16 protein-coding genes and 1 pseudogene are annotated in these 23,109 nt (G+C 72.1%); 4 read left to right on the top strand and 13 right to left on the bottom strand.

The features are described 5' to 3' along the window. Positions 1 to 101: 101 nt before the first annotated feature. From ACRX5W_RS23935 to ACRX5W_RS23915, 5 genes are all read right to left on the bottom strand, one after another. Positions 102 to 1,148: a S1 family peptidase gene (locus ACRX5W_RS23935; RefSeq protein ID WP_436790328.1), complete on the bottom strand. Its 1,047-nt coding sequence runs from the start codon at positions 1,146 to 1,148 to the stop codon at positions 102 to 104. 207 nt (positions 1,149 to 1,355) lie between these two features. Next, the gene (locus ACRX5W_RS23930) at positions 1,356 to 2,918 is read right to left on the bottom strand and encodes an RNA polymerase sigma factor (RefSeq protein WP_436790327.1); all 1,563 of its coding nucleotides are present in this window, start codon (positions 2,916 to 2,918) and stop codon (positions 1,356 to 1,358) included. 687 nt (positions 2,919 to 3,605) lie between these two features. Continuing rightward, positions 3,606 to 4,478, bottom strand: a complete 873-nt coding sequence (locus ACRX5W_RS23925; RefSeq protein WP_436790391.1) for a FadR/GntR family transcriptional regulator — start codon at positions 4,476 to 4,478, stop codon at positions 3,606 to 3,608. Between the two features lie 205 nt (positions 4,479 to 4,683). Then, positions 4,684 to 5,451 (bottom strand): ABC transporter permease, encoded by a 768-nt coding sequence (locus ACRX5W_RS23920; RefSeq protein ID WP_436790326.1) that lies wholly within the window; start codon positions 5,449 to 5,451, stop codon positions 4,684 to 4,686. Between the two features lie 542 nt (positions 5,452 to 5,993). Further along, positions 5,994 to 7,025 (bottom strand): hypothetical protein, encoded by a 1,032-nt coding sequence (locus ACRX5W_RS23915; protein ID WP_436790390.1) that lies wholly within the window; start codon positions 7,023 to 7,025, stop codon positions 5,994 to 5,996. Between ACRX5W_RS23915 and ACRX5W_RS23910 the strand changes: the two genes are divergently transcribed. Further along, positions 6,915 to 7,214: a hypothetical protein gene (locus ACRX5W_RS23910; RefSeq protein ID WP_436790325.1), complete on the top strand. Its 300-nt coding sequence runs from the start codon at positions 6,915 to 6,917 to the stop codon at positions 7,212 to 7,214. The genes ACRX5W_RS23915 and ACRX5W_RS23910 overlap by 111 nt on opposite strands. Before the next feature lie 102 nt (positions 7,215 to 7,316). Then, entirely contained in the window at positions 7,317 to 7,769 is a 453-nt protein-coding gene (locus ACRX5W_RS23905; protein WP_436790324.1) for a hemerythrin domain-containing protein, read from the top strand. A 98-nt stretch (positions 7,770 to 7,867) separates the two neighbouring features. Here ACRX5W_RS23905 and ACRX5W_RS23900 read toward each other — a convergent pair whose 3' ends face one another. From ACRX5W_RS23900 to ACRX5W_RS23885, 4 genes are all read right to left on the bottom strand, one after another. Continuing rightward, complete coding sequence (locus ACRX5W_RS23900; protein WP_436790323.1) at positions 7,868 to 8,572, bottom strand: NUDIX hydrolase; 705 nt, start codon at positions 8,570 to 8,572, stop codon at positions 7,868 to 7,870. A 112-nt stretch (positions 8,573 to 8,684) separates the two neighbouring features. Further along, a complete protein-coding gene (locus ACRX5W_RS23895) occupies positions 8,685 to 10,667 on the bottom strand; it encodes an amylo-alpha-1,6-glucosidase (protein ID WP_436790322.1) in 1,983 nt (660 codons plus the stop codon). 447 nt (positions 10,668 to 11,114) lie between these two features. After that, positions 11,115 to 12,188 (bottom strand): DUF4192 domain-containing protein, encoded by a 1,074-nt coding sequence (locus tag ACRX5W_RS23890; RefSeq protein ID WP_436790321.1) that lies wholly within the window; start codon positions 12,186 to 12,188, stop codon positions 11,115 to 11,117. Between the two features lie 145 nt (positions 12,189 to 12,333). Continuing rightward, positions 12,334 to 13,302: an aldo/keto reductase gene (locus tag ACRX5W_RS23885; RefSeq protein ID WP_436790320.1), complete on the bottom strand. Its 969-nt coding sequence runs from the start codon at positions 13,300 to 13,302 to the stop codon at positions 12,334 to 12,336. Between the two features lie 166 nt (positions 13,303 to 13,468). Here ACRX5W_RS23885 and ACRX5W_RS23880 point away from each other — a divergent pair, with 166 nt between their 5' ends. Together ACRX5W_RS23880 and ACRX5W_RS23875 are read left to right on the top strand one after the other, a co-directional pair. Beyond that, entirely contained in the window at positions 13,469 to 15,658 is a 2,190-nt protein-coding gene (locus ACRX5W_RS23880; protein ID WP_436790319.1) for a RecQ family ATP-dependent DNA helicase, read from the top strand. Positions 15,659 to 16,176: 518 nt separating this feature from the next. Beyond that, positions 16,177 to 16,719 (top strand): annotated as a pseudogene (locus tag ACRX5W_RS23875) (hypothetical protein); the annotation flags it as partial. Between the two features lie 1,070 nt (positions 16,720 to 17,789). Here ACRX5W_RS23875 and ACRX5W_RS23870 read toward each other — a convergent pair. The 4 genes from ACRX5W_RS23870 to ACRX5W_RS23855 form a co-directional block, all read right to left on the bottom strand. After that, on the bottom strand, positions 17,790 to 18,161 hold the full coding sequence (locus ACRX5W_RS23870; RefSeq protein ID WP_436790318.1) for a hypothetical protein: 372 nt from the start codon (positions 18,159 to 18,161) through the stop codon (positions 17,790 to 17,792). A gap of 211 nt (positions 18,162 to 18,372) precedes the next feature. After that, a complete protein-coding gene (locus tag ACRX5W_RS23865) occupies positions 18,373 to 18,738 on the bottom strand; it encodes a hypothetical protein (protein ID WP_436790317.1) in 366 nt (121 codons plus the stop codon). Between the two features lie 532 nt (positions 18,739 to 19,270). Further along, positions 19,271 to 21,907 carry a TerD family protein gene (locus ACRX5W_RS23860; RefSeq protein WP_436790316.1) on the bottom strand — a complete coding sequence of 879 codons (2,637 nt, stop codon included), beginning with the start codon at positions 21,905 to 21,907 and terminating at the stop codon, positions 19,271 to 19,273. A gap of 159 nt (positions 21,908 to 22,066) precedes the next feature. Next, positions 22,067 to 22,987: a DUF2510 domain-containing protein gene (locus tag ACRX5W_RS23855; RefSeq protein WP_436790315.1), complete on the bottom strand. Its 921-nt coding sequence runs from the start codon at positions 22,985 to 22,987 to the stop codon at positions 22,067 to 22,069. Positions 22,988 to 23,109 lie beyond the last annotated feature (122 nt).

The raw sequence follows: 23,109 nt of genomic DNA, 5'->3' as shown, positions 1-23,109 counted from the left end.
CGGCCACCATGCCCGGTGCCCGCCACTGTGGTCTCTACGGTCACATCAGTCCCAACCGTGCGGGCAGTGCGACGTGAGTTCGCTCACAGGACACGTCCCGTTCACTCACTTCCCGGCGCCGACGTCCCCACCCCGGCCGTCGCGCCGGACCCCGTGGGGGCAGGCGCGGACGCGGCGTCCTCGGCTCCTGCGGGCTCGCTCATTCCGGCGGCGGCGCGGATGTCCGACGCGAACGCCGAGACCCGCGTGTAGACGCCGGGCTTGCGCGGCAGCGCGCACCCGTGGCCCCACGACACGACGCCCGCCAGGCGACCGCCGATCAGCATCGGACCGCCGCTGTCGGCGCTGCACGCGTCCTTGCCGCCCTGCGGCAGCCCGGCGCACACCATGCTCGCGGCGTCGTACGTCCCCAGCACCCCGCCCGGGTACGCCGAGCGGCACGTGGCATCCGAGGTGACCGGGACGGTCACCTTCCGCAGCACCGGCGAGTAATCGCCGTAGCCGCTGGTGTCGCCCCAACCCAGGACGGTCGCGGGGGTGTCCGGCGCGTAGACGTTCTCACCCTGCTCCACCATCGGCAGCACGGGCCCCGGCAACGCGGCGGCCAGGTCCAGGACGGCCCAGTCCCCCTCGACGCTCGTGGTGTCGAACGACGGGTTCGGGTGGACCGCGGCCACCTCGACCTCGCGTCCTTGAGTGCCGCGGAGGTCGGTGCGCCCCTGGATCACCGTGAGGTCCGGCCGGTCGGCCGTCGTGCCGTCGTCCTCGAGCACGCAGTGTGCCGCGGTCAGCACGCGGGTCGGAGCAATGAGTGCACCGCCGCAGAACTGCCCCGACCGCTCCGAGCCGAACGTCTGGCGGCTCGACAAGGCCACCACCCACGGGTTTTCCGACGTGGTCGTCGGCGAGCCGCCGACGATGACCTTTGGCGGGCCCTGAGGCGCGCGCTCGGCGGCGACGCCGATCTGCGGCGTCGCCGCGATGCCGCCGAGCGCCATCACCGCGACGGCCGTACCCGCCACCGCCCGCCGGGCGCGCCCGCGCACACCGCGAGCGGGGGCCGAGCCCCTGGCGTCGCCGAACGGCCGCGCCCCCTCCCCCTCGATCCGCTGATTTCCCTTGGTCCCCGACACACTTGCACTGCTCACCGCAGCCTCCCGCGCCCGCCCGCCTGAATACTCTGAGTGCCACCTCGACTACATTCAGGGAACGTCCATTGCGCCAGGGGTGCAACCGGTGACTGTGCGCATCGTCCTTTCGAGTGAATGACGCATACTCGGCCGCCGAGGTACCAGGACGCGGAACGCCCGGCTGGGATAATCCCAGCCGGGCGTTCGGTTGCCGTGCGTGGCAGGTCAGTCGAGGTAGTCGCGCAGGACCTGCGACCGCGACGGGTGGCGCAGCTTCGACATCGTCTTGGACTCGATCTGGCGGATGCGCTCGCGGGTGACCCCGTACACCTTGCCGATCTCGTCCAGCGTCTTCGGCTGGCCGTCCGTCAGACCGAAGCGCATCGAGACGACGCCGGCCTCACGCTCGGACAGTGTGTCGAGGACGGAGTGCAACTGCTCCTGGAGGAGCGTGAAGCTCACCGCGTCGGCCGGGACGACGGCCTCCGAGTCCTCGATCAGGTCACCGAACTCGCTGTCACCGTCCTCACCGAGCGGCGTGTGCAGCGAGATGGGCTCGCGGCCGTACTTCTGGACCTCGATGACCTTCTCGGGGGTCATGTCGAGTTCCTTGGCCAGCTCTTCCGGGGTGGGCTCGCGACCCAGGTCCTGGAGCATCTGGCGCTGCACGCGGGCGAGCTTGTTGATGACCTCGACCATGTGGACGGGGATGCGGATGGTCCGCGCCTGGTCGGCCATCGCGCGGGTGATCGCCTGGCGGATCCACCACGTCGCGTACGTCGAGAACTTGTAGCCCTTGGTGTAGTCGAACTTCTCGACGGCCCGGATGAGACCGAGGTTGCCCTCCTGGATCAGGTCCAGGAAGAGCATGCCGCGGCCGGTGTAGCGCTTGGCGAGCGACACGACCAGGCGAAGGTTCGCCTCAAGCAGGTGGTTCTTGGCGCGGCGGCCGTCCTCGGCGATGATCTCCAGCTCGGTCTTGAGCTTGGGAGCGAGCTTGTCGCCGGAGTTGAGCTTGTCCTCGGCGAACAGGCCGGCCTCGATGCGCTTGGCGAGCTCGACCTCCTGCTCGGCGTTGAGGAGCGGGACCTTGCCGATCTGCTTGAGGTAGTCCTTGACCGGGTCGGCGGTCGCGCCCGCGACGGCGACCTGCTGCGCCGGGGCGTCGTCCTCGTCGTCGTCGGACAGGACGAAGCCCTGGTTCTCGTCCTCCGGCTCGCCGGCCACCGGTTCGGCGGGCGGGCCTTCGAGCTCGTCGGTCAGCTCCTCGGCGTCGAGCTCGGGCTCGCCGTCCTTCGGAGCCGCCTTCTTGGCCGCTGTCTTCTTCGCGGCCCCCTTCTTCGCAGGTGCCTCACCGGCCGCCTTCTTGGCGGCGGCCTTCTTGGCGGGCGCCTTGGCCGCGGCCTTCACCGGCTGCTCGGCGGCGTCCTCCGGCGCCGCGGCAGGCGCGGCCGCCGGGGCAGCCGCACGCGCCGCGGTGCCCGAGACCACGGTCTTCGTCGACGTGCGCTTGGCGGTGCTCTTCGCCGCCACGCTCTTCCGGGTGCGCTTGGTGCCGGCGGAATCGGCGGCGTTAACCACGATGTCCACACCCTCCTGGTCAAGGACCTGGTTGAGGCTGCGTAGGACGTTCTTCCACTGGGTGGCCGGGATCTGGTCGGCCTCGAACGCCTGGCGAATCTCGTCGCTGGCGATGGACCCCTGAGCCTCACCCCGTTCGATCAACGCCTTCACGTTGACGAATTCGGCGATCTCGGGGGGGAGCGAACGGGATGTGCTGGCCGACACAAACAACCTCTCGACGGATCTGGACGGCGTTCGACATGAAGCTGGTCGCTCGCCGCCTGGCGAACGACACTCAGGCGGGCGGCGGTGCAGGGACCCGACCGTGCGACGACTGTGCACCAGCACAGCACTTCGGCGCTTTCGGGTATTCCTGAACGGCTGCCACCTTCGTAATCATCGGGCTGGGCGCCGAAGTGTTACGCGCCCTCTCGGTGGCGGGCGTCACATCAACACTACGACGTCCGCGAACCAAGGATCCCGGCACCCGGGAATCACGACGCCGTCGCCCCCCTCCCGGCGGTCCGGCGACCGGCCTCCGGCAGGCGCAGGGGGTCCGGCGTCGACCACTGCGAGGATGCCCGTCCCGCGGTCGATGACACCTCGGAGCACTGCCAGGCCCGACAGCGGAAAAGGTGCACCTCTGTTGCGCGCCGCACGTCGCCGACGTGGAGAAAGTCGCATGTCACGGGGCCAGTCGCTTGTGTCGTCGGGAGAGGTCGCCTCGGCTGTGGGAACCGGCTCCGCGTGTACGTACGGCGCCCGACTCGATCCGCGGGGTGACAACGGCAACAGGCGCCGGCGGCGCGTCTTCGGCCACCTCTCGGGTGTCCGGGTGAACGCGCCACCGGCGCCTGTTTGATGACGTTCCGTCAGTTGGCCGATCGGCGATGCGGCCGGCAGTTTCGTCCGTCAGCCTTCGCGCGGGCCCGGGAACATCCGCTCGACCTCGGGGTGGACGGCGAGCAGCGAGCGCATCGCGGCCTCCGCGCTGTCACCGTCGCCGGCCGCGACCGCCTCGACGAGACGCGCGTGCAGTCCGACCGAAGCCTCGGACAGGTGCTCGCAGCCGACCGCGTGACCGCCGGAGATCTGAAGCGCGGACGCGACGATGCCCGCGAGGTGTTCGAGCATGCGGTTGCCCGCGACCTGAAGAAGCAGGATGTGGAACTCGGCGTCGGCGCGCGAGTACGTCAGCGCATCGGGCTGTGCGACCGAGCGCTGCATGATGACGACGACCTCGGAGAGGCGTCGTACCACCTCGGGGTGGTTGCGGCAGGCCGCCATGTGTGCGGCCAACGGCTCGATTCCCCAGCGGAGTTCGAACAGTTCGCGGCGCTGCGCGTCACGCTGGGGACCGCACGCGCGCCATTCGATGATGTCGGGGTCGAGGAGATTCCAATCGGCCACCGGGCGCACCCGCGTGCCGACGTTGGGGCGGGCGCTGACCAGGCCCTTCGCTTCCAGCACGCGCAGCGATTCGCGCACGACCGTACGCGAGACCTCGAAGCGCTGGCCGATCTCCTCGGGGACCAGCGGCCGTTCCACGCCGACCTCGCCGGCGACGATCATCTGGCCGAGTTGTTGGACGAGTTGCCCGTGCAGACCGCGACCGCGGCCGGCGCCGGGCTTGCGGCCGGCGCGCATGGGCTCCGGCTCGGCGCCATCCCACGCGAAATGCTGCGGGGGAACGGTCGTCTCGGGACCGGGCGTCGGGACGTCCGCGACGCCGACTCGGTACGGGTCGGACGATGGCGTGACGGAGGTCGCGCCTGCGGCGGGCATGGGTTGGTGGGGAGCGATACTCACGCTCCTTCATCTCGGCGCGGGGCAGGCCGGGCTTGAGCCGTTCCGTCGATCCCGGCTGAAAAAAACACGAAAGGGTGATCGGCCTTGCGCGGACGTCGCTCACGTGTGCGACGCCCGCGGCGCGATGTCAGCTTTTGTCTTTTGCATAATCCTTGTTGCCTTTTCAGGCAGCCGCTCGGCGTCAGACCGCGTCACGGCGGGCGAAAACGATCGCGGCCCCCAGCAAGGCCGCGGCGACCCAGCAGCCGAAGACGACCGCTCCGGTGCCCGGCGCCAGGCCCGGCGCGCCGGTCGACAGCATGCGGTCCGCTGCGCTGAACGGCAGATACGCGTCCCAGTCGCGGTACGGCTCGGCGAGAACGGCGTCGGCCGCGCGCCCGACGAGCGGCTCGACCGTCCACGGCAGCGTGGCGACGGCCACCGCCGCCGCGGCCGAACCGCGCGTGAGGATGCCGACGGCGAGGCCCAGGACGGCGGCGAGGACGAGGTAGGCCACGTATCCGGCGAGCAGGCGCGGAACCGGCACCTGATCCCAGGCCAGGGCGCGGAACTCCGAGCCGAACACCGCGTCCGCGACCAAGGCGTTCACCGCGAGGCTCAGCACGGCCACGCATCCCGCCAGCACGGCGGTCACGACGGTCTTGGCCGCCAGGGCACGACCCCGGCGCGGCAGGACGAGCAGCAGCGTCTCCAGGTGCCCGCGACGCTGCTCGCGCGCGCAGGACAGGACCGCGGCGAACGCCACGACCACGGCGGCCAGCGGTGTCGCCGCACCGGGGGCGCCGGAGGTGATCACCTGTGCGGCGTGGTCCGCTGCGGCAGGAGTCGCCCCGAGGTCCCGGGCCTCGACCCAGGTGGCTGCGGCGCCCACCGCCAGCACGCCGGCGGCGGTGGCCCACGTCGCGCGGACGGTCCGCAGTCGGGTCAGCTCGTAGCGGATCGCGGTCACGTGGTCACCTCATCGACGGTCGAACGGGCTGCGGGTGGTGCGAGGCGCTCGGGCGCGGTGTCCGCGGTGCGGCGTGGACTGACCGGCTTGCCCGGCCCGCGCGCGGTGGCGGCGGAGCAGGTGGACCCGGCGAACGGGCTCGCGGCGGACGTCCGAAGCTGTGCCGGGCGCGGGCCCGCGGTCACGCGGTCGCGCCCTTCGGAGACTTCGCCACCGGGGCGCACGGCCCTGCCTGGTCGGGCCCGCCCGGCACATCGGCCTCCGGCCGGGTACGCCAGCGGCGGCGCCGGGGACGACGGTGGGGGGCACCGGGGACGAGTTCCGCTGCGGCGTTCGGGACCCCACCCGCGGCAGCCTCCGCCGGGTTGGGGAGGCCGGAGGACAGGGTGTGGTCCGCCGCCTCGGCGGATGCGGGGCCGGGCAGCGGTCTGTCGAGGACGATGGTGTCCCGGAGTACCGCTTGCCGGCGGTGGGCGCGGCTTTCGTCGCTGCCGTAGCCGCCGCCGTAACCGCCGTCGACATCATGGACGGTGTCGACATCGTCAAGGACGTCGAGTCCGAGGGGCGGCCGTGCGTGCCGTCCCGTCGCCTTGCGGGAAGTGCGCCTGCGGGACGACTTCGCCGCCGTGTCGGCGAGTGCTGCGCGCTGGGCCGCGATGGCCCGGGCCTCGGCGGCCACGGCACAGAAGGCGTCGGCGACCGACGCCTCGCGCTGGGCGAGCTCGTGGATCAGCACGCCGCCTCGGAAGGCGATCTCGCCGACCCGCGCGCGGTCGGCACCGGTCACGGCCAGGAACGCACCGCCGCGCGGTTGGACCATCAGGCCCTCCGCACGAAGCAGCTCGGCCAGCCGGTCCACCTGCGGCGTCCGCACGGAGACCTGTGTGTTCGTGGCCCGCGCCCGGAAATCCGCCGCCGATTCGTCGACGACCAGCCGGCCGCGCGCGATGGCGAGGACGCGGTCCGCGCAGTCGGCCAGCTCGGTCAATCCGTGTCCGGCGACCAGGACGGTGCGGCCCTGCCGCGCGAACGCGCGCAGGAACTCCGGGAGCCAGCGCGCCCCTTCGGGGTCCTGTCCAGCGGACGGCTCGTCCAGGATCAGGGTGTGCGGGTCGCCCAGGAGAGCGCCGGCGATGCCGAGCCGACCGAGCGCGCCCGCGGACAAAGTGCCGACGCGGGCGCGCGCGACCGGGGTGAGGCCGACGAGTTCCAGNCCCCCCCCCCCCCCCCCCCCCCCCCCCCCCCCCCCCCCCCCCCCCCCCCCCCCCCCCCCCCCCCCCCCCCCCCCCCCCCCCCCCCCCCCCCCCCCCCGCGACCGGGGTGAGGCCGACGAGTTCCAGCACCTCGTCGACCCGCGAGCGCTTGATGCCGTGCGCGGCGGCCCGCATGCGCAGTTCGGTGCGCGCGCGGCGGGTCGGGCAGGAGGGGGCGGCGCCGAGCCACGCGCCGACTTCCCGGGCGGGGTGGCGGAGTTCGCGGTAGCGGTTTCCGCAGAACAGCGTGCGTCCGCTGCCGCGTTCGAGTTGCAGCATGAGGCGAAGAGCAGTGGATTTGCCGGCGCCGTTGGGTCCGATGAACGCCGTGATGTTGCCGGGTTTCACCACGAACGACAAATCGTCGACGGCGACCGCGCCGCCGTACCTGCGCGTCAGTTCCTGGACCTCGATCATCGTGTGTTCCTCGGTGCGGGGGCGCCAGCGGCATGCGGACATTTCGCACCGTACATGGATGAATATGCGTTTTCTTGTAACCAGGTCGCATAAGCCGTGAAGAGTCCGAGGGATAAAGGATGCATGCAAGTCTGGACAGAGATCACGGCGCGGGAGGACCATCGAAAGACCGATCGCCAACGCCCGGAGGCCGGCATGTCAGCCATGTATCCAGCCCCGATGTGGTCCGACGTCACCGGCACGACGACGCCGTCCGCCGACGCCTTGACGCTCCTGAGCCGAGGCCTCTCCCCCACGACCGACGCCGACGGCGTCCACCTGCTGCGCTCCGGCCTCCGGCAATTGCGCGCGGAGTTGCGCGAGCACGTCGCCGCGATGGAGGGGCCGGGCGGCTTTTACGACGAAGTACGGCGCGACGAACCGCGGTTGTGCTGCGCGGTCGCCCGATTGCGGCGCGAGCACGGGCGGTTGTGCGCGATGGTGGACGACCTCGACAGGTGGATGTCGCGCGACGACGTCGACAAGAAGACGCTTCCCGACGCGCGTCCGCGCGTACGCGAACTGCTGGAACAGTGGGGAAACCATCGCCACCGGGACAACCAACTGGCTTACGAAGCCTTGTCGTTGGACCTAGGAGGCCAGGACTGACCGAGCGCGGCGGGCACGCCTCGGCCGGGCCGCCGGACGGGCTGGTCGGCCCCCGCGCGCAGCATCGGCGGGTTCGGTTTCTCAGCCGGACGGGCTGGTCAGGCCTCCGGGCGCAGCATCGGCGGGTTCAGTTTCTCAGCCGATCCTCGGCGGAACAGTTGCGCGGGGCGCCCGCCTTGACGCGTGGTTGTTCCGCCGGTGGGCACCAGGAAATCCGGGGTGCCGGTGACCTTGCGGTGGAAGTTGCGGGGGTCGAGGGCGACGCCCCAGACGGCCTCGTAGACCCGGCGCAGCTCGCCGACGGTGAACTCCTCGGGGCAGAAAGCGGCGGCGAGCGACGAGTATTCGATCTTGGCGCGGGCGCGCTCCACACCCTCGTCGAGGATGCGCGTGTGGTCGAACGCGAGCCGCGATCCGTCGGTGAGGTCGGCGGCCGGGGCCCACCGGGCGCCTGCGGCGTCGCCGCCGGGTCGCGGAGCGGGCAGGTCGGGGGCGAGAACCAGGTACGCGACGCTCACCACGCGCATCCTCGGGTCCCGGCCCGGGTCGCCGAAAGTCGCCAACTGCTCCAGGTGAACGGGCAGTTGATCCAGTCCGGTTTCCTCCGCGAGCTCCCGTGCGGCGGCTGCCTCCAAGCCCTCGTCGGGGCGGACGAAACCGCCGGGCAAGGCCCACTGCCCCTGGAAGGGGGGCTCGCCGCGCCGGATCGTGAGCGCGTTGAGTGTGTGGTCCCTTACGGTGAGCACGACCAGGTCGACGGTGACCCCGAAGGGCGGGAAGTGCGAGACGTCGGAGGGCGACATGAGTCGATCTTAGTCGTCTGCCTGACGATAAAAAGCCGTCCAGCGTGAATCGACCGATCGACCGTCCGATGACGTCGATCCCGGGTGCCTCCACATTCCGCGTCCCCGTGCGTCACACCACGAGTTGCAGGCCTTCGGGGGCCTCCTCCACGACGGCCTGTCCGCGACGGTTGACGCGGACCGTGAACGGCTCGCCGGAGATCCGGAGGTCGGCCAGCTCCAGTTCGCCGACTACGGGGGCACCCGGGGGCCGGACCGCCACCTTGCCCGCGGGAGCGTCCGGCCGCACCCCTGCGAGTGCCACCAGGGCCGGGAGCACCGCGGCGGCGGAACGGGCCAGGGGCCGGCAGGCGAGGGGGTGCGCCACCGGGGCGAGGCCGGGGGCGCTCTGCTCTCCGGCGTGCATTTCCGGCATGCGGTATCCGAAGTGCGGTGCGGCGTCCAGGAGTCCGGCCAGCAACTCGTACGCCGCGTCCGCGTGGCCGGTGTCGGCCAGTCCGGCGACGGCGACGCAGGTCTCGTGGGCCCGGACGACGCCGCCGCGCACCGCCAGCGGGTGGTAGCCCGGCGTCCGTGACCCGACGCCGCGCAGGCCCCAGCCGCAGTTGAGGTCGGGGCTGAGCAGTCGGCGGGCCACCTCGGCACACGCGTCGTCGTCGAGGATCCCGGTGCCGACGAGTTGGCCCATCGCGGAATTGGGCACGGCCACCGGCCTGCCGTCGGGGTCGAGGGCGGCGGCGAAGTACGCTCCCGCGCCGTCCTCTGTGCGGAATTGCGCGCGGAACACCTTTCGCAGCGCGGCGGCGCGGTCGCCCCACTCCTCGGCGCCGTCCGATCCCGTCGCGTGCAACAGGGCCGCGCCGTGCACGGCCGCTTGGTACGCCTGACCCTGCAACTCGCAGGGCGCAGGCCCTTGTCGGCCAATGCGCAGGAGGCCGTCGGGATGCTCGTCCATCGTTGCGGCCAGGTGCGCCAACGCCCGAATCAGGTGCGCGAGCAGCGGTTCGAGTTCGGTGTCGGGCAGCCCCCAGCGGCGTGCCTCGCCGAGGAGCGTGACGTACAGCGCCGTGGACCCCACGCAGTCGTAGCGGAGCGCGTGGCGGGCCGGGCCGAGGGTGTGCGGGATCTTGCCGGGGGCTTCGCCGGTCGCCGGGTCGTGGCGGGTGCCCTGCCTGGCTGCGAGCATGCGCAGGGTGCCGGACGCCAGACGGGTGCCCAGGGGCAGCAACATGCGCGCGGTCCACAGGCTGTCGCGTCCGGTCGGGATCAACTGCCACGGCGCTCCGGCGGCGGGCAGGGGGACGGTCCGGTGCTCCGGGTCGGCGACGAGCAGGCCGCGCAGGTCGAGGAGGCTCTGCCGCACCCACGCGGTCACCCGCTGGTCGTCGCAGCGCACGCGCGCCTCGGACCAGGGCGGGGGGCCGAGCGGCGCCCGGGGGGCCGGGATGGCACCGGTCGGGGTCGGCGCGCCGGCCGGTGCCCGGGTCGCGGCGCGTTCGCCGGAGACCCGGAGTTCGAGCACCCACGAGGCGGCCGGTTCGAGCGTGACGTCCCAACGCAGGAGCCCGGACGCGGCCAGGACGGTCTCGGGTGCGGGGGCCGCCACCACGCGGACGTTCCATCCGTCTGGCGACGTCCAGCTCAGACCGCCCGGGCAGACGCGGGCGGGGAGGTCGGGAGCGCGTCTGCCCCGGCGGAGTTCGGTGAGCGGTGTGAGGTCCGCGCCGAGGGTGAGCTCGACCGGGATGCGAACCGGCCGGGAGGTGGTGTTGCGGATCACCACGCGCTCGCGTCCGTCGGCGCGGCGCATCCGGTCGACGACCAGCACCGGGTCCGGGACGGGTTCCGCCGCTGCCCGGTGCATCGCCAGGAAACGCGTCGCGCCCGCGCCGACCACCTGTGAAGACAGCAGCTCCGGTTCTCTGCCGCCGACGGTCAGCAGGAACCGCGTCAGCAGCCTGCGGCCGGCGTGGAAAAGGCCGTGGAGGCCGTGCCCGCGCAACTGGCCGTCACGCGGACTGATCGCCATCCCCGGGGCGTCGACACCGATCAAGGCGTCGTACGCGAGGGGATGCGGCACTTTGGTCCCGATCACATCAGTGCTCCTCGTCGGCGGCTCCGCTCGTCGCCGCGATGGGGGTCCGCCCGGCACCGCGACCACACGGCACGCGCGCTCCGCGTACCCGTCGGCTTGGCCAACGCGCCGATGGGCCCACGGTCACGCCGGTTCGCCGCCCACCACCCTGCTCGGGGCCCCGACATGCACGGCCGACCGGCGGATCACGGTGCCCGCCGGGCGGCGGTCCCGGTTGTGGCTGCTTTGTGGCGGCTGCCCGGGTGAGCCGGCGGTCGACGCTCGTCCGCTGCCGAGACGCGGGCCGGGTGGTGGCCGGCAGAGCGCGAGAGGGCCGCCGAAGGCAGGGCTTTGAGAACCGGCTGCGCGCTTTTGGACGCGATGCGCCGCACGATGCGTGTCGAATCGCCCGGACGGCGGGGGCCTCGAAAACCGTGCTGCGCGCCTCCGCCCCGGCGTCGGGTGCCGTTAGCTCACCTCGCGAGGCCGCGGGGGTCTGCGGCGGGGGAAGAGCTGCCGGCGGGATTCGGTGGGGTCGAGAGGGCTGTTGATCGCGACGTGGAGGAGTTGGGCCATCGCGTAGGAGGGATCGGCTTCCAAAGCCTGGTTGACGGCGACTCGGGCGAGCGCCGGCTGTTCGCCGGTCCAGGCCGTCCACGCGGTGAGGGTCAGCGGGGCCGCGGAGTCGGGTGCGAGCGACCGCCGTGCGAGCGCTGTCCACAGACCGAGCAGGTGCGCGGGGTCGGCGTCCTCCCAGGACATGGCCTGATCCCGGGCCTGGACATCGCCCAGGCCGAGGACAAGCCGAGCCGCTTCGTCGTACGAGATGTCACAGTCGCCCCGCTTGAAGCGCACGCGCGCGGCCTGGAGGAGCGCGATGGTCTCGTTGCGGATGCCGACTTCCGCGGTGTGGTCGTCGGCACGGCGGCCGAGGTCGGCGCGTACGCGCGCGAAGGCCTGGCGCACGGCCTGCCGGGCGACGAACTCCGGGGGACGGACCCGCGCGGACAATTCGGCCAGCGAGGCGGGCGGCGGCAGGCCCGCCGTGACGGCCGCCGCCGCGACGGCGGACCCGCGTTCGGTGGACAGGGGTGTTCCCTCCGGCGGGCAGCAGGTGCTCTTCCGGCACACGTACGACCACCATCTGCCGCCTTCCACGCACACCGACTCGAAGAGCCGGACTCCGCGGACCCGGCACGCGTCCGCCACGGCTTCGAACAGGGGCCGGTAGTAGGTGAATCCGGTTGTCCCGTCGGCGGGTGCGGTGTCGACGTGCATGATCAGCGACACCGCTCGGGCTCCGTGCCGGACCAGCAGGGACACGAGCCGGTGGGCGGCCTCGACGAAGTGCTCCGGAGGCGGCAGATCGAGGCGGAGGGCCGGCTCGACGCGGCCCTTGTCATCGGGTCGGATACCGAGGAGGACCATGCTGTCGGTGGGCTCGGCACCGAGCAAGTACGGCACTGCCTCGATGAGTTCGGCGGGCGACGAGACACGCACGAGGGTCTGGCTGGGCATCGGGGTGAGGGATGTTTCGCTCATGCGTCGAGCCTGCGGCAGCCGTCGCCGCGTCCCGGCCACGGGCAGCGAATCTGTGGACAACCGGCGAGTTCCGGCACAGAACTCACCCGCGAGGGGGACTGTGACCGTCCACTCGATTTGGTAGAGGCGGAAATCCCCTGCCGGGTCAGGCGCCTGCGGCCTCGTGCGCCCGCAGGCGGCGGCCGAAGCGTCGGGGTTTCCGAGCCGGCCGCCTCGCCTGTGCGGTCAGTGCGGTGTACTCGTCGTCGGCCAGTGCGATGTCGGCTGCGGCGACGTTCTGTTCCAACTGCTCGACGGACGAAGCGCCCGGGATCGCCACCACAGGCCCGCTGTGCAGCGTCCACGCGAGGGCGATCTGCGCCGGTGTGGCGTGGTGGGCCGCCGCGATCTCCTGCACGAGTTCGAGGAGCGGTTGCACGCGTCGCAGGTTGCCGGCGCGGAAGTCCCGGCTGCGCGACCGGAATCCCGAGGGCGGGTTGTAGGCGTCATACCGGCAGCCCAGCAGTCCCTGCGCGAGCGGGCCGTACGCGATGACCACACGGCCGTGCGCCTCGGCCCACGGCACCAGCGTCTCCAGCGCATCAGGCCTGACGAGGCTGAACTCGACCTGGTTCGAGAGCACGCGGCTGCCGAGCGCGTGTTCGGCGCGACGCCAGCGGGCCAGGTCGTAGTTGCTCACCCCCACCTCGTCGACGACCTTCTCGTCCCGCAGTTCCGCGAGCCCTTGCATCGTCGTGTCCATGCCGAACAGCGGGTTCGGGAAATGGGCCTGGTAGAGGCCGATGCGGTCGATGCCGAGGCGGGCCCGGCTCGCGTTGGCGTGCTTCTTGACCACCTTCGCGAGGGGGAACACGGGGGCGAACTTGGTCGCGACCACCACGCGCGCGGCGTCCGCGCCGAGAGCCTGCCCGAGGATCTGCTCGCTGCGGCCCCCGCCGTACACCTCGGCGGTGTCGAACAGCGTGACGCCGAGCTCCAATGCCCGGCCGACGAGGGCGCGGGCGGTCACTGCGGCGTAGGCGTCGCCGTACCCCCACTGCCGCGAGCCGAACTGCCACGTGCCCAGTCCGACGCGGCCGAGCCTGGGGAATCCGTCGACATCGAGATAACGCATCGTGCCTCCCGGCAGGACGTGGTCCGGACTCCAGCCTTGCCCTCCACACCATGCCGGCCAAGCCCCGCAACGGGCTTTGTTGACGGCGAATCCACGCAGAATCGTTTTTCCACAGATTCTCGGACGCGGGCTCCGGTTGTCCGGCGGAACGGCTAGAAAGGTGCGTATGGACCTCGCCTCGACCCCCGATCCGGACGCCGACGCCTCACGTTCGGCCTCGGGCACGCCCTCGCCGGTGCCCGCCTCCTCCGCTCTGCGCGCAGAGGCCGACGCCGTCCTGCGCGGGCTGGCGGGCGATGCCGCGAGACTGCGCGAGGACCAGTGGCGTGCCGTGGAGGCCCTGGTCGCCGAGCAGCGCCGCGTCCTGGTCGTGCAGCGCACCGGATGGGGGAAATCCGCGGTCTACTTCGTCGCGACCGCGTTGCTGCGCGCGCGGGGCGCCGGGCCCACGGTGATCGTGTCGCCGCTGCTGGCGCTGATGCGCAACCAGATCGACTCCGCCGAGCGCGCCGGCATCCGCGCCCGGACCATCAACTCGGCCAACATCGACGACTGGGACGCCGTCCAGGCCGAAGTCACCGACGGCGGCGTCGATGTGCTCCTGGTGAGCCCCGAGCGGCTCAACAACCCGGACTTCCGCGACACCGTGCTGCCCAAGCTCGCCGCGACCTGCGGGATGCTCGTGGTCGACGAAGCGCACTGTGTCTCGGACTGGGGCCACGACTTCCGCCCCGACTACCGCAGGCTTCGCACCCTGCTCGGCGAACTGCCTCGCGGTGTCCCGGTGTTGGCAACCACGGCGACCGCCAACGCGCGCGTGACCGCCGACGTGGCCGAGCAGCTCGGCACGGGGGCGGACGACGCCAACGCGCTCGTGCTGCGCGGCTCGCTGGACCGCGCGAGCCTCACCCTCGGCGTCCTGCACCTGCCCGACGCCGCGCACCGGCTGGCCTGGCTCGACTCGCATCTGGGCGACCTGCCGGGGTCGGGCATCATCTACACGCTCACGGTCGCCGCCGCGGACGAGGTCACCGCCTACCTGAGGTCACGCGGCCACGTTGTCGCGGCGTATTCGGGTCGCACGGAGGACGCCGAGCGACGCGCCGCCGAGGCGGACCTGCTCCACAACCGCGTCAAGGCGCTGGTCGCGACGTCGGCACTCGGCATGGGGTTCGACAAGGGCGACCTCGGCTTCGTCGTCCACCTGGGAGCCCCGCAATCGCCGATCGCGTACTACCAACAGATCGGCCGCGCCGGACGAGCCGTCGAGCGCGCGGATGTGCTGCTGCTTCCCGGCCGCGAAGACGAGGCGATCTGGAGGTATTTCGCATCGCTCGGCTTCCCGCCCGAGGATCAGGTCCGCCGCACGCTCGACGCGCTCGCCGACGCGGGCCGCCCCCTGTCGACGCCCGCCCTCGAACCACGCGTCGACCTGCGTCGCAACAGGCTGGAGCTGATGCTCAAGGTCCTCGACGTCGACGGCGCCGTGCAGCGCGTGCGCGGCGGGTGGATCGCCACCGGCAGCCCCTGGCGGTACGACGCCGAACGCTACGCGCGCGTCTCGCAAGCCCGGGCGCACGAACAGCAGGCGATGCGCGACTACGTCGCGACCACCGGGTGCCGTATGGAGTTCCTGCGCCGTCAGCTCGACGACGCGGATGCGTCCCCCTGCGGTCGCTGCGACACCTGCGCCGGGCCCCGCTACGACGACCGCGTGGACCAGGGATCGCTCGACGCGGCACGCGCCGCGCTGGGGCGTCCCGGCGTCGAGTTGGAGCCGCGCCGCAATTGGCCGACGGGCATGACCGACGCCGGTGTCGCGCTCAAGGGTCGGATCCCGGCGGCTGAACAGGCCGCGACAGGACGGGCGCTGGGACGCCTCAGCGACATCGGCTGGGGCAACCGGCTGCGTGCGCTCTTCGCTGCGGATGCAGCGGACGGACCGGTTCCCGAAGACGTGTTCCATGCGGTCGTCGAGGTGCTGGCGGCGTGGGGCTGGGAACGACGTCCGGCCGGTGTCGTGACGATGCCTTCGCGTTCCCGCGGTGTCCTCGTCGACAGCCTCGGCACACGGCTCGCCCAGGTGGGCCGGCTGCCGCTGCTCGGCGGACTCGAATACGCCTCGGGCGCCGAGCCGTTGCGCTCCCGCACCAACAGCGCGCGGCGGCTGCGGGCACTCGCTGACGCATTCGTCGTTCCCCCCGAACTGGCTGCGGCGGTCGCGGATTTGGGCGCACCGGTGTTGCTGGTCGACGATCGGGCGGACAGCGGTTGGACGATCACGGTCGCCGCGCGACTGCTGCGGCGGGCGGGCGCCGACGAAGTGCTGCCGATGGTTCTGGCGGTCGAGGCATGACCCGAGATTCACCCAAAAATCGATAAAGAACTATTGTCAGCCGCCGGACCGATGATGCGGCCAGGCGCCTCCGACACCCCCGCCCCGCCGGTCGCACCCCGCCATCATTTGGTGGCTCATTGACACACCGACAGGTCGGCGCACAAGGGCAGTTCACGCGGACTTCACCTGATCGAGGTGTTTGTCCATGCGATCAACAGGCATGCATAAACCAGCATTTGATAGCACATCAGGGGCCATGGCCAGCGTGTCAACGCCGCATGTCCCCCACGTGAAACACCAGTTCCACAAACGGTTGATCAGGCTTCCCCGTTGCCACCCGTCCCATGCACACGGAAGAATCGACATAGCGCCCTGGTGATCTTCTCGGGTCGCATCACTTTGTGATGCGACGACACCCGCATGGACACACTCGCGCGAATCACATCGGCTGACGGCGGTCCTCTCCCCGGCCGCCCCCGGACCGAAGGAGGGCCGTGCCCCCCACCGCCACCGCCTCAGCCGCCGTCCGCTCCAGACTGATCCGCCATCTGGTCCCGGCCACCGAACCGGTCCGCACCATCGGACCGGAAGACTGGCGGGCCACCGGCACCCCGCTCCTGCGCCACCCGCGCAGCCTCGTCAAGCGGCTCCACGACCTGCACCGCCCCGAAACGGGCACGGCGATCGTCGCCGTGCTCGACGCGGACGAACGACCGGTCGCCAGCGCCTCCTTCGCGATCGACACCGACCACGGTGTCCTCGACGGATGGGAATGCCGCAACATCATCCTGGCGCACCTGCGTCTCATCGTCCCGGACGACCTGCGCCGCGCGACACCGTCCCGCACCACCGTGCTCCTCGTGTGCCGCGACGGCGAGCGCGGGTGGGAGCCTGCGGACGGACGCTGGATGTGGGGCCTCCGCGACGCCTGCGGCCTGCACGGGCTGCGTTGCGGCGCGGTCGTGGTCTCCGCCGAGGACGGCTGGCAGGTCGTCGGCGACGGGCGAGGCGGCCGTACGCCCGTCCCGGTGCCCCCGCGGGCGCCCACACCGCTTCCGGTCGCGCCGGAACCGGCACCACACCAGGCCCCCGCGGAGACCGCGCCAAGGCCCGAGGGCACGCCCGGCATTCCCTCGCCGCGCACCGAACAACCCGGTCCGCCAAGCAGGTTGGAACCGCCTGGCATGGCCGCCGCGACATCCGTCCCGGACGACCAGCGCGCGAGGGACCGGCTGGACGAGCTGAACGACGTGGAGCCGCCGGTCGGCCGGGCGGTGGTGCGGCTGGTTCCGGACGTCACCGACGAATTGCAGTATTCGTCGGCGTAGGACGCGGCGCCTGCGACGGTGACGGCGGCAATGGCCGTGGAGGGCAGGGCCGTTGATACGGCAGGGGCACAGCGCCCGGCAGGCGGCACACGGATGGGCCGGAAGCACCGCGCGACCGTCCCATAGGCGGCCACCACACTTCCCGCCACGGAAACCCGCCGACGGGATTTTCGCCGGGGGTAGGCCGCCCGGCAGGGGCACGAGGACCGGGCCGGGAACCTCGCACAAGCCCGGCCCGTGGGCGGCCACGGCGCCACGCGCCACGGGAAAGCCGCAGACGGACTTCCGTCGAAACCGCCTCATGACTCACGAAGTGACTTATGGCTGCGGCAAGTTCGCGCTCGATGCCGACGGCAAGTGCATTCGGCGCCGCCGAATCGATACGGCAGGTCTCACGCGCACCCGAAAACCGACGAGGAGCACGGCGGGAACGGCTGCCGAACGGCCCGCAACCGCCCCGTGTGTGGCTGATTCGTACTGACGCGGTGGCCGCACGCGGGCGTTGGCCGACGGGCGAAGACCGTGAGGCCCGTCGCGGCGGGGTTTCGCGGTCCTGGTTCGGCCAAGAGGCGACGTCAAGGTGTCGCGGTTCATGCGCAACGGTGCGGAGGGGCGGAGGCCCACGCCGCCGCCCCGTGCTGCATTCGCGCTGCACTGCGCGCCGGCGCCCGGACGACGCGGAGCACACGGCGGGGTTCGCAATGGACCGCCGCGTCGACGCCGGAACAGACGCGCTGATGCTCAGCCGGCAGGAACCGCCGACGCGCTCGGCCTCGGGGACGACCAGCGCCCCCGCATCCACCGCCCCTCAAGGACCCGGGTCAGATGTCCCGGTGTCCGCTCGACGAGAGCCAGTCGGCGAGCTCGCTGGTGACGGTCAGCGCGTGCTCCTGAACCATCTCGGGGACGCGCAGCCGCGTCCTGAGGTGTTCACCGTGGAACGGTTTGATGCCGGCGACGAGTTTGCGTACGCCGAACAGATTGCAGAAGGCCTCGGTATCCCCGGCTTCGTACGCCTGGTCCCACTCCTGTCGGTCCGCGACGTTGAGGGTGGTGAACGCGTACCGGTTCAGGTACGCGGCCAGCATGTCCACGACAGTGCTGCAGGCGCGGTATTGCTGGAGCGTCAACCGCTCCTCCTGATCGCTCAGGAAGCGGTCGAGAAGCTGGGCTATCGAGGGTGATTCGGACATGGAAGGGAACCGTAGCCCACTGGCTTCGGCCGAGAACGAGCCCGCTTGCCGGGCTACCGAAGGCGATTCCGACATGGATACGAACCGTAGCCGACTTCCGGCGACTGCGTGTGCGTCGTCGCAGGACTCCCCGACACGAGTACAGGTGCGGCAGGGCAGCACTGACCGCCCGGCCGCGTCGGCGTGCCGGGCAAGGCCTGCGACCTGTCGCTCAGAGGCCGGTCAGCGCACGCACCTGGTCGAGGTCGCCGCACACGATGACCGACCCTGAGCCCGCGCCGATGGCGGAGACCAAGGCGTCCGTCGAACGCGTCGGGTCGGCGAAGCCGTTGACCACCAGCACGACGGTCTCGCGGCGCAGACGGCGGTCGTTCAGCGCGGGCGCGTAGAACACGTCGCGGCCCTCGGTGTACTGCCGCCAGTACTGCTCGGCACCGAACGACTCTTCGTGCTGCTGCCACGGGTGCGGCTCGCCGGTCGTGAGGACCAGGATCGAGTCGGGTGCCGCGCCCTGGTCGAGCAGGCGGTCCACGGTCTCGTCCGCGACGTCGAGGGCGGTCTCCGGGGTAGCGGACACCAGGCGGATGTCCGGGCCCGTGGAACGCCCGCCCTGACGGGCGGCGGGCACGGTCGGTGTGGCCGGGCCGCGGGAACCCGATCCCCCGGCTCCGGCGGTGGAAGCCGTCGAAGCGGTCGGGGAGGCAGGGGCGTTGCCCGGCGCCGGGCGAGGCGGGCCGGGCTTGGGCGCGGCCGGACGGGGCCCGGGCTTGGGCGCGCCGGCAGCGTGGGCGGAGTTACGGGAAGCGGACGGCTTGGGTGCCGCGGACTTTGCTGTCGTCACCAGATTCGCAGTCGTGAGTTGGGGAACGGTGGGTTCGTTGTCGGTGGGTCCGGAGTGCCTGGACGCGGAGGTACGCGGAGATGCCCCGGACGGGTCGGCGTCCGGACTCCCGGGAAGCACACGCGGCATGGTCGCCAGTCTTATCAAAGCCGCCCCGGGCGTGCACAGACCGGGTCGGTGTGGGTGGGACGGGACGGGCTGGATCCGGCCGCCTGCGGGGCCCGGACGGGGGACGGAGATCGTGTGCGGGCGTGGTGGTGTGTGGGCGCTATTCGTCCACCACCACCCCGTGTTCGGTCACCAGGGCCGCGAGCCCTTCCGCGTACCCCTGCCCGACCGCACGCAGCCGCCAACTGTCTCCGCGACGGTACACCTCGGTGAGGATCATCACGGTCTCCTCCCCGCCCGTGAGGCGGAAGTCGGCGAGCCTGCGTCGGGTGACGGGGTCGACGATACCGATGGCGACGGGGACTTGGTCGAACGCGGTACCCGTCTCGGCGTCGAGCGCGAGGGCGACCAGTACGCGCACGCGGCCGGAGGGCAGGCGGGTGACGTCGATGTCGACCGAGTCCGAACCCGGTTCGCCGTCCTGCAACTTGCCCGCGAGGCGCACCGCGCCGCTGGGGTGTACGGGCTGGTTGTAGAACACCAGGTCCTCGTCGCCGCCCACGCGGCGGTCGTCGTCGAGGACCAGGACGACGACGTCGGCGTCGACGGTCTCGGGCCCCCACCAGGCGGCTTCGACGCGGAGCGCGCCGGTGAACGTCCCGAGCTGGTCGATGGTGACCGCCTGGCCGCGCGTCAGCGCGTGCGGCTCGTCGGCGGGCGGGGCGGGGGGCTGCGTGGGGCGGTCGGAGGCGGCCGGCCGGGGCTCGGGAGCAGCGGGGGTCTCGTCGGTCGCTCCCGGGGCCGGACCGGCGGGCGGCGGAGCGGCCGGGAACTGAACGGCAGGCGGCGGAGCGGCCGGGGACGGAACGGCAGGCGGCGGGGCGGTCCGAGCCGGTGCGGCCGATGACGCGTCCGCGGGGGCAGGTGCGGTCGGAGACGGGTCGGCCGTCGGCGGCGCCTGTTGGGGCCGGGTGGCAGAGGCGTCGTCGGAGCTCGCCGGCGCGGGCCCGGCAGCCGTCCGGGACGCGGTCGCGGACGGTGTCAGGCCGCGGTGCCTGCGGTCCCGTCGTCCGGTCCCGTCGGTCGGCGCGGTCTCGGTGGCGACGGGCACGGCCGGCGGCTGTCCGTCGCCGGGTGGCGCGGTCTCGGTCGGGGCGGGAGCAGTGCTCAGCGCCGCCGTGACGGCCGGTGGAGGCGGCGGCGGGATGACCGGGACCGGGTCGGCGAGCGGCGCGCTCTCGTCGCGCGTGACGTCCTCGGTGTGCGGCTCCCCGGCCTCGTCCCCGCCCTGGAACGGCGGCGGAGGCGGCGTGTGCCCCGAACTCCCCGGCCTGGGCAGCAGAAAGCCACTGGTCGTGCGCGTGTGCGGCGCACCGCCGAGGGTCCCGGACACCATGGACGCACCCGCATGCGCCAGCGCGCCGGCGGCTTCCCGGGACGCCGCGTCCGCCGCGGATCCGCACTCGCGTTCGAGGTCGGCGAGGAGCGCGAGGAACACCGGCTCGATGAGGACGCGGATGCCGCGCTGCCGGGCCCAGTAGGTCCGGTCCGCGGATTCGTCCGGGTCGGCGACGACCAGGACGTCCACGCGGTCGTGGATACCCGACGCCAGTTCGAGTCGCGCGAGGGCGAGCCGTTGCTCCAACTCGGCGCGTGAGACCGCCAGATAGCCGTGGAAGAGCACGTGCTGGCCCGGGCGCAGCGCCCGGCCGCGCGCGAGGATCCGCGAACCGCCGGGGACGGGGGTGCCGCCCGCGGTCTGGTCGGCGGCGGTGTCGCGGGCCATCTCGATGATGTCGTCGAGCGCGATGCGCGGGATGCCGAGCTGCGCCGCGACGCGCGTCAGGTCGGCGCGTTCCTCGCGGTCGATGACGGGGCCGGCGGCGACCATCGAGGCGGCCAGCGTGGTGACGTACAGCCGGTCGAGGTCCTTGCGCTGGGCTTCGGAGATGCCCAGCGACACGGCGAGTTCGGCGAGGTCCGCGGCTTCCTCGGGGGTGATGACGCGGTCTTCGAGGGCCGCGTCGAGCACCGCGAGATAGCTGTCGGGGCCTTCGCCGACGCCGGTGGGCGGGCCGTACGCGCGTGCCTTCTCCAGGTACGACACCGCGACCCGGCGCCGGGCCTGTTCGGCCTCCTCGCGGGCGCGCCGCGCGGCGTGCGCGTCGTCGCGCGTGTAGACGCGGGACGGATCGGCTTTGCGGCGCGGCCAGTTGAGCGATGCGGCGACGGTACGCGCCTGCTGCCAGTGCCGCGCCTCACCGGCGCCCTGGGTGATGTAGTACGCCAGCAGCCGGGCGGCGCCCATGGCCTTGGCCGCCGCGCCGTACCCCGATTCGACCGGGACGCCCGCCGCCTCGCAGCACGCGAGCAGCGTGAACCGCGGCGCCTCCGGGACGTGTTCGGGTGCCTCGCGCATCGTGCACAGCATGGTCAGCGGCGGCACCGCGGGCTGCCTGCGGCGCTGGAACTCGCGTTCGAGAAAACCGAGTTCGAAGCGGGCGTTGTGCGCGACGACCACGCGTTGACGCAGCAGCCCGACGAGCCACGGAGCGACGTCGCCGAACGCGGGCGCGTCGACCACATCGTCGTCGAACAGCCCGTGTGCCTGGAAGTCGCCGACCGGGCCGTCCGGGTTGAGCAGCGTGGTGAAGAAGTCCGTCACCTGCCCGTCGAGGTCGCACAGCGCGACGGCGACCTCCACGATGCGGTGGCGGTGCGGCGACAGCCCGGTGGTCTCCACCCCCACGACGGCGTAGCCCGGACACTGCAGGCGGTCCCCAAGACGCACGGTCACCCCCCAGGGATGCTCTCGACGGCCGCGGGTCTCAGCCCCCCGGCTTGGACACTCCGGCGGCCCCTCGGCCAGGACCCGTTCGCGGCGGGGCACCGCACGGGTGACCGAACTTTACGCCGGATCACCCGCGCACCGCCCCGGTCCCGGTCCGCTTCGTCCTCAGGAAGCGCTGTCCGAGGGTTGCGGAAGGCCGACCTTGATGCCGGTCTTGATGCTCTCCAAGGCGGCCTTGGAGGGCGCATTCGGCATGTCGTACACGTGTGCGTACACCATCGGGTACTCGTTGTCGTCGACCGGCGCATCGATGATCACGAATTGGGCGAAGAAGACCCGCTTCGCTCCGCCGACGGCTTCGGTCTCCTCGACCTTGTACGCGAGCAGGTGCGCGTTCTTGTCGTTGACCTTGATCGGTTCGGACGTCTCGGTGTTGAGCACCTTGTAGCCGCTGCCGTCGTCTTCGATCTGGCTCTGGAAGTCCTTGACCGCCTCGGCGAACGACTTGCCGTACAGCGTGTCGACGTACGCCTCGCCCAGGTAGCAGTCGTCCAGGCTCGCCGAACCCGAGGGATCGTCGGACGGCCCGTCCGACGGAGCGCCGGACGACGCGTCCTCACACGGTATGCGGCCGATCACCTGGTGCGTGGGCTCAGTGGACGGCTTGGGTACGTCCCAGCCCTTGAGCTGCGGAATCGACACGCCGGTCCCCGGGTCGGAGAGTGTTCCCGCGGTCGCGGCCTTGTCGTCGTCACCGCCGCCGAGCAGCACGATCAGCGCGGCGATCAGGCCACCGACCACGAGCAGCGAGACGACGCCGATGATCAGGTTGCGATTGCGGTTGCCGGACGACGGGCCGGGTCCGCTGCCCGCGGGGCCGTATGTGGCGTAGGGCGGGAACGTCGGCGTCTGCCCGGTGAAGTTGCCGGGCACCTGGTCCGCCATCATGCCGGGGGCGGGCGGGACGCCGGGCGAGCTGTCGGAACGCGGGCGCGAGGACTCGGTCCATTGGGAACCGTCCCACCAGCGCTCCATGCCGGGCGCGGAAGGGTCGTCGTACCAGCCGGGAGGTATCGAGGCAGTCACCCGGGCAACCTATCGCCCGCTCCGCGCGGCCGGGCGAAGGTGCACGGAACCGTGATCGTAGAGCGACACGCGTCGTGGGGCGTTGCCGTGTGGATGCCGTGGACGCTGTCGGCGAAGGGGTG

It is taken from the genome of Yinghuangia sp. YIM S10712, assembly GCF_051388935.1.
Taxonomy (GTDB): Bacteria; Actinomycetota; Actinomycetes; order Streptomycetales; family Streptomycetaceae; genus Yinghuangia.
Note: the sequence above shows the minus strand (reverse complement) of the source record. Positions and strands in the feature narration are given on the sequence as shown.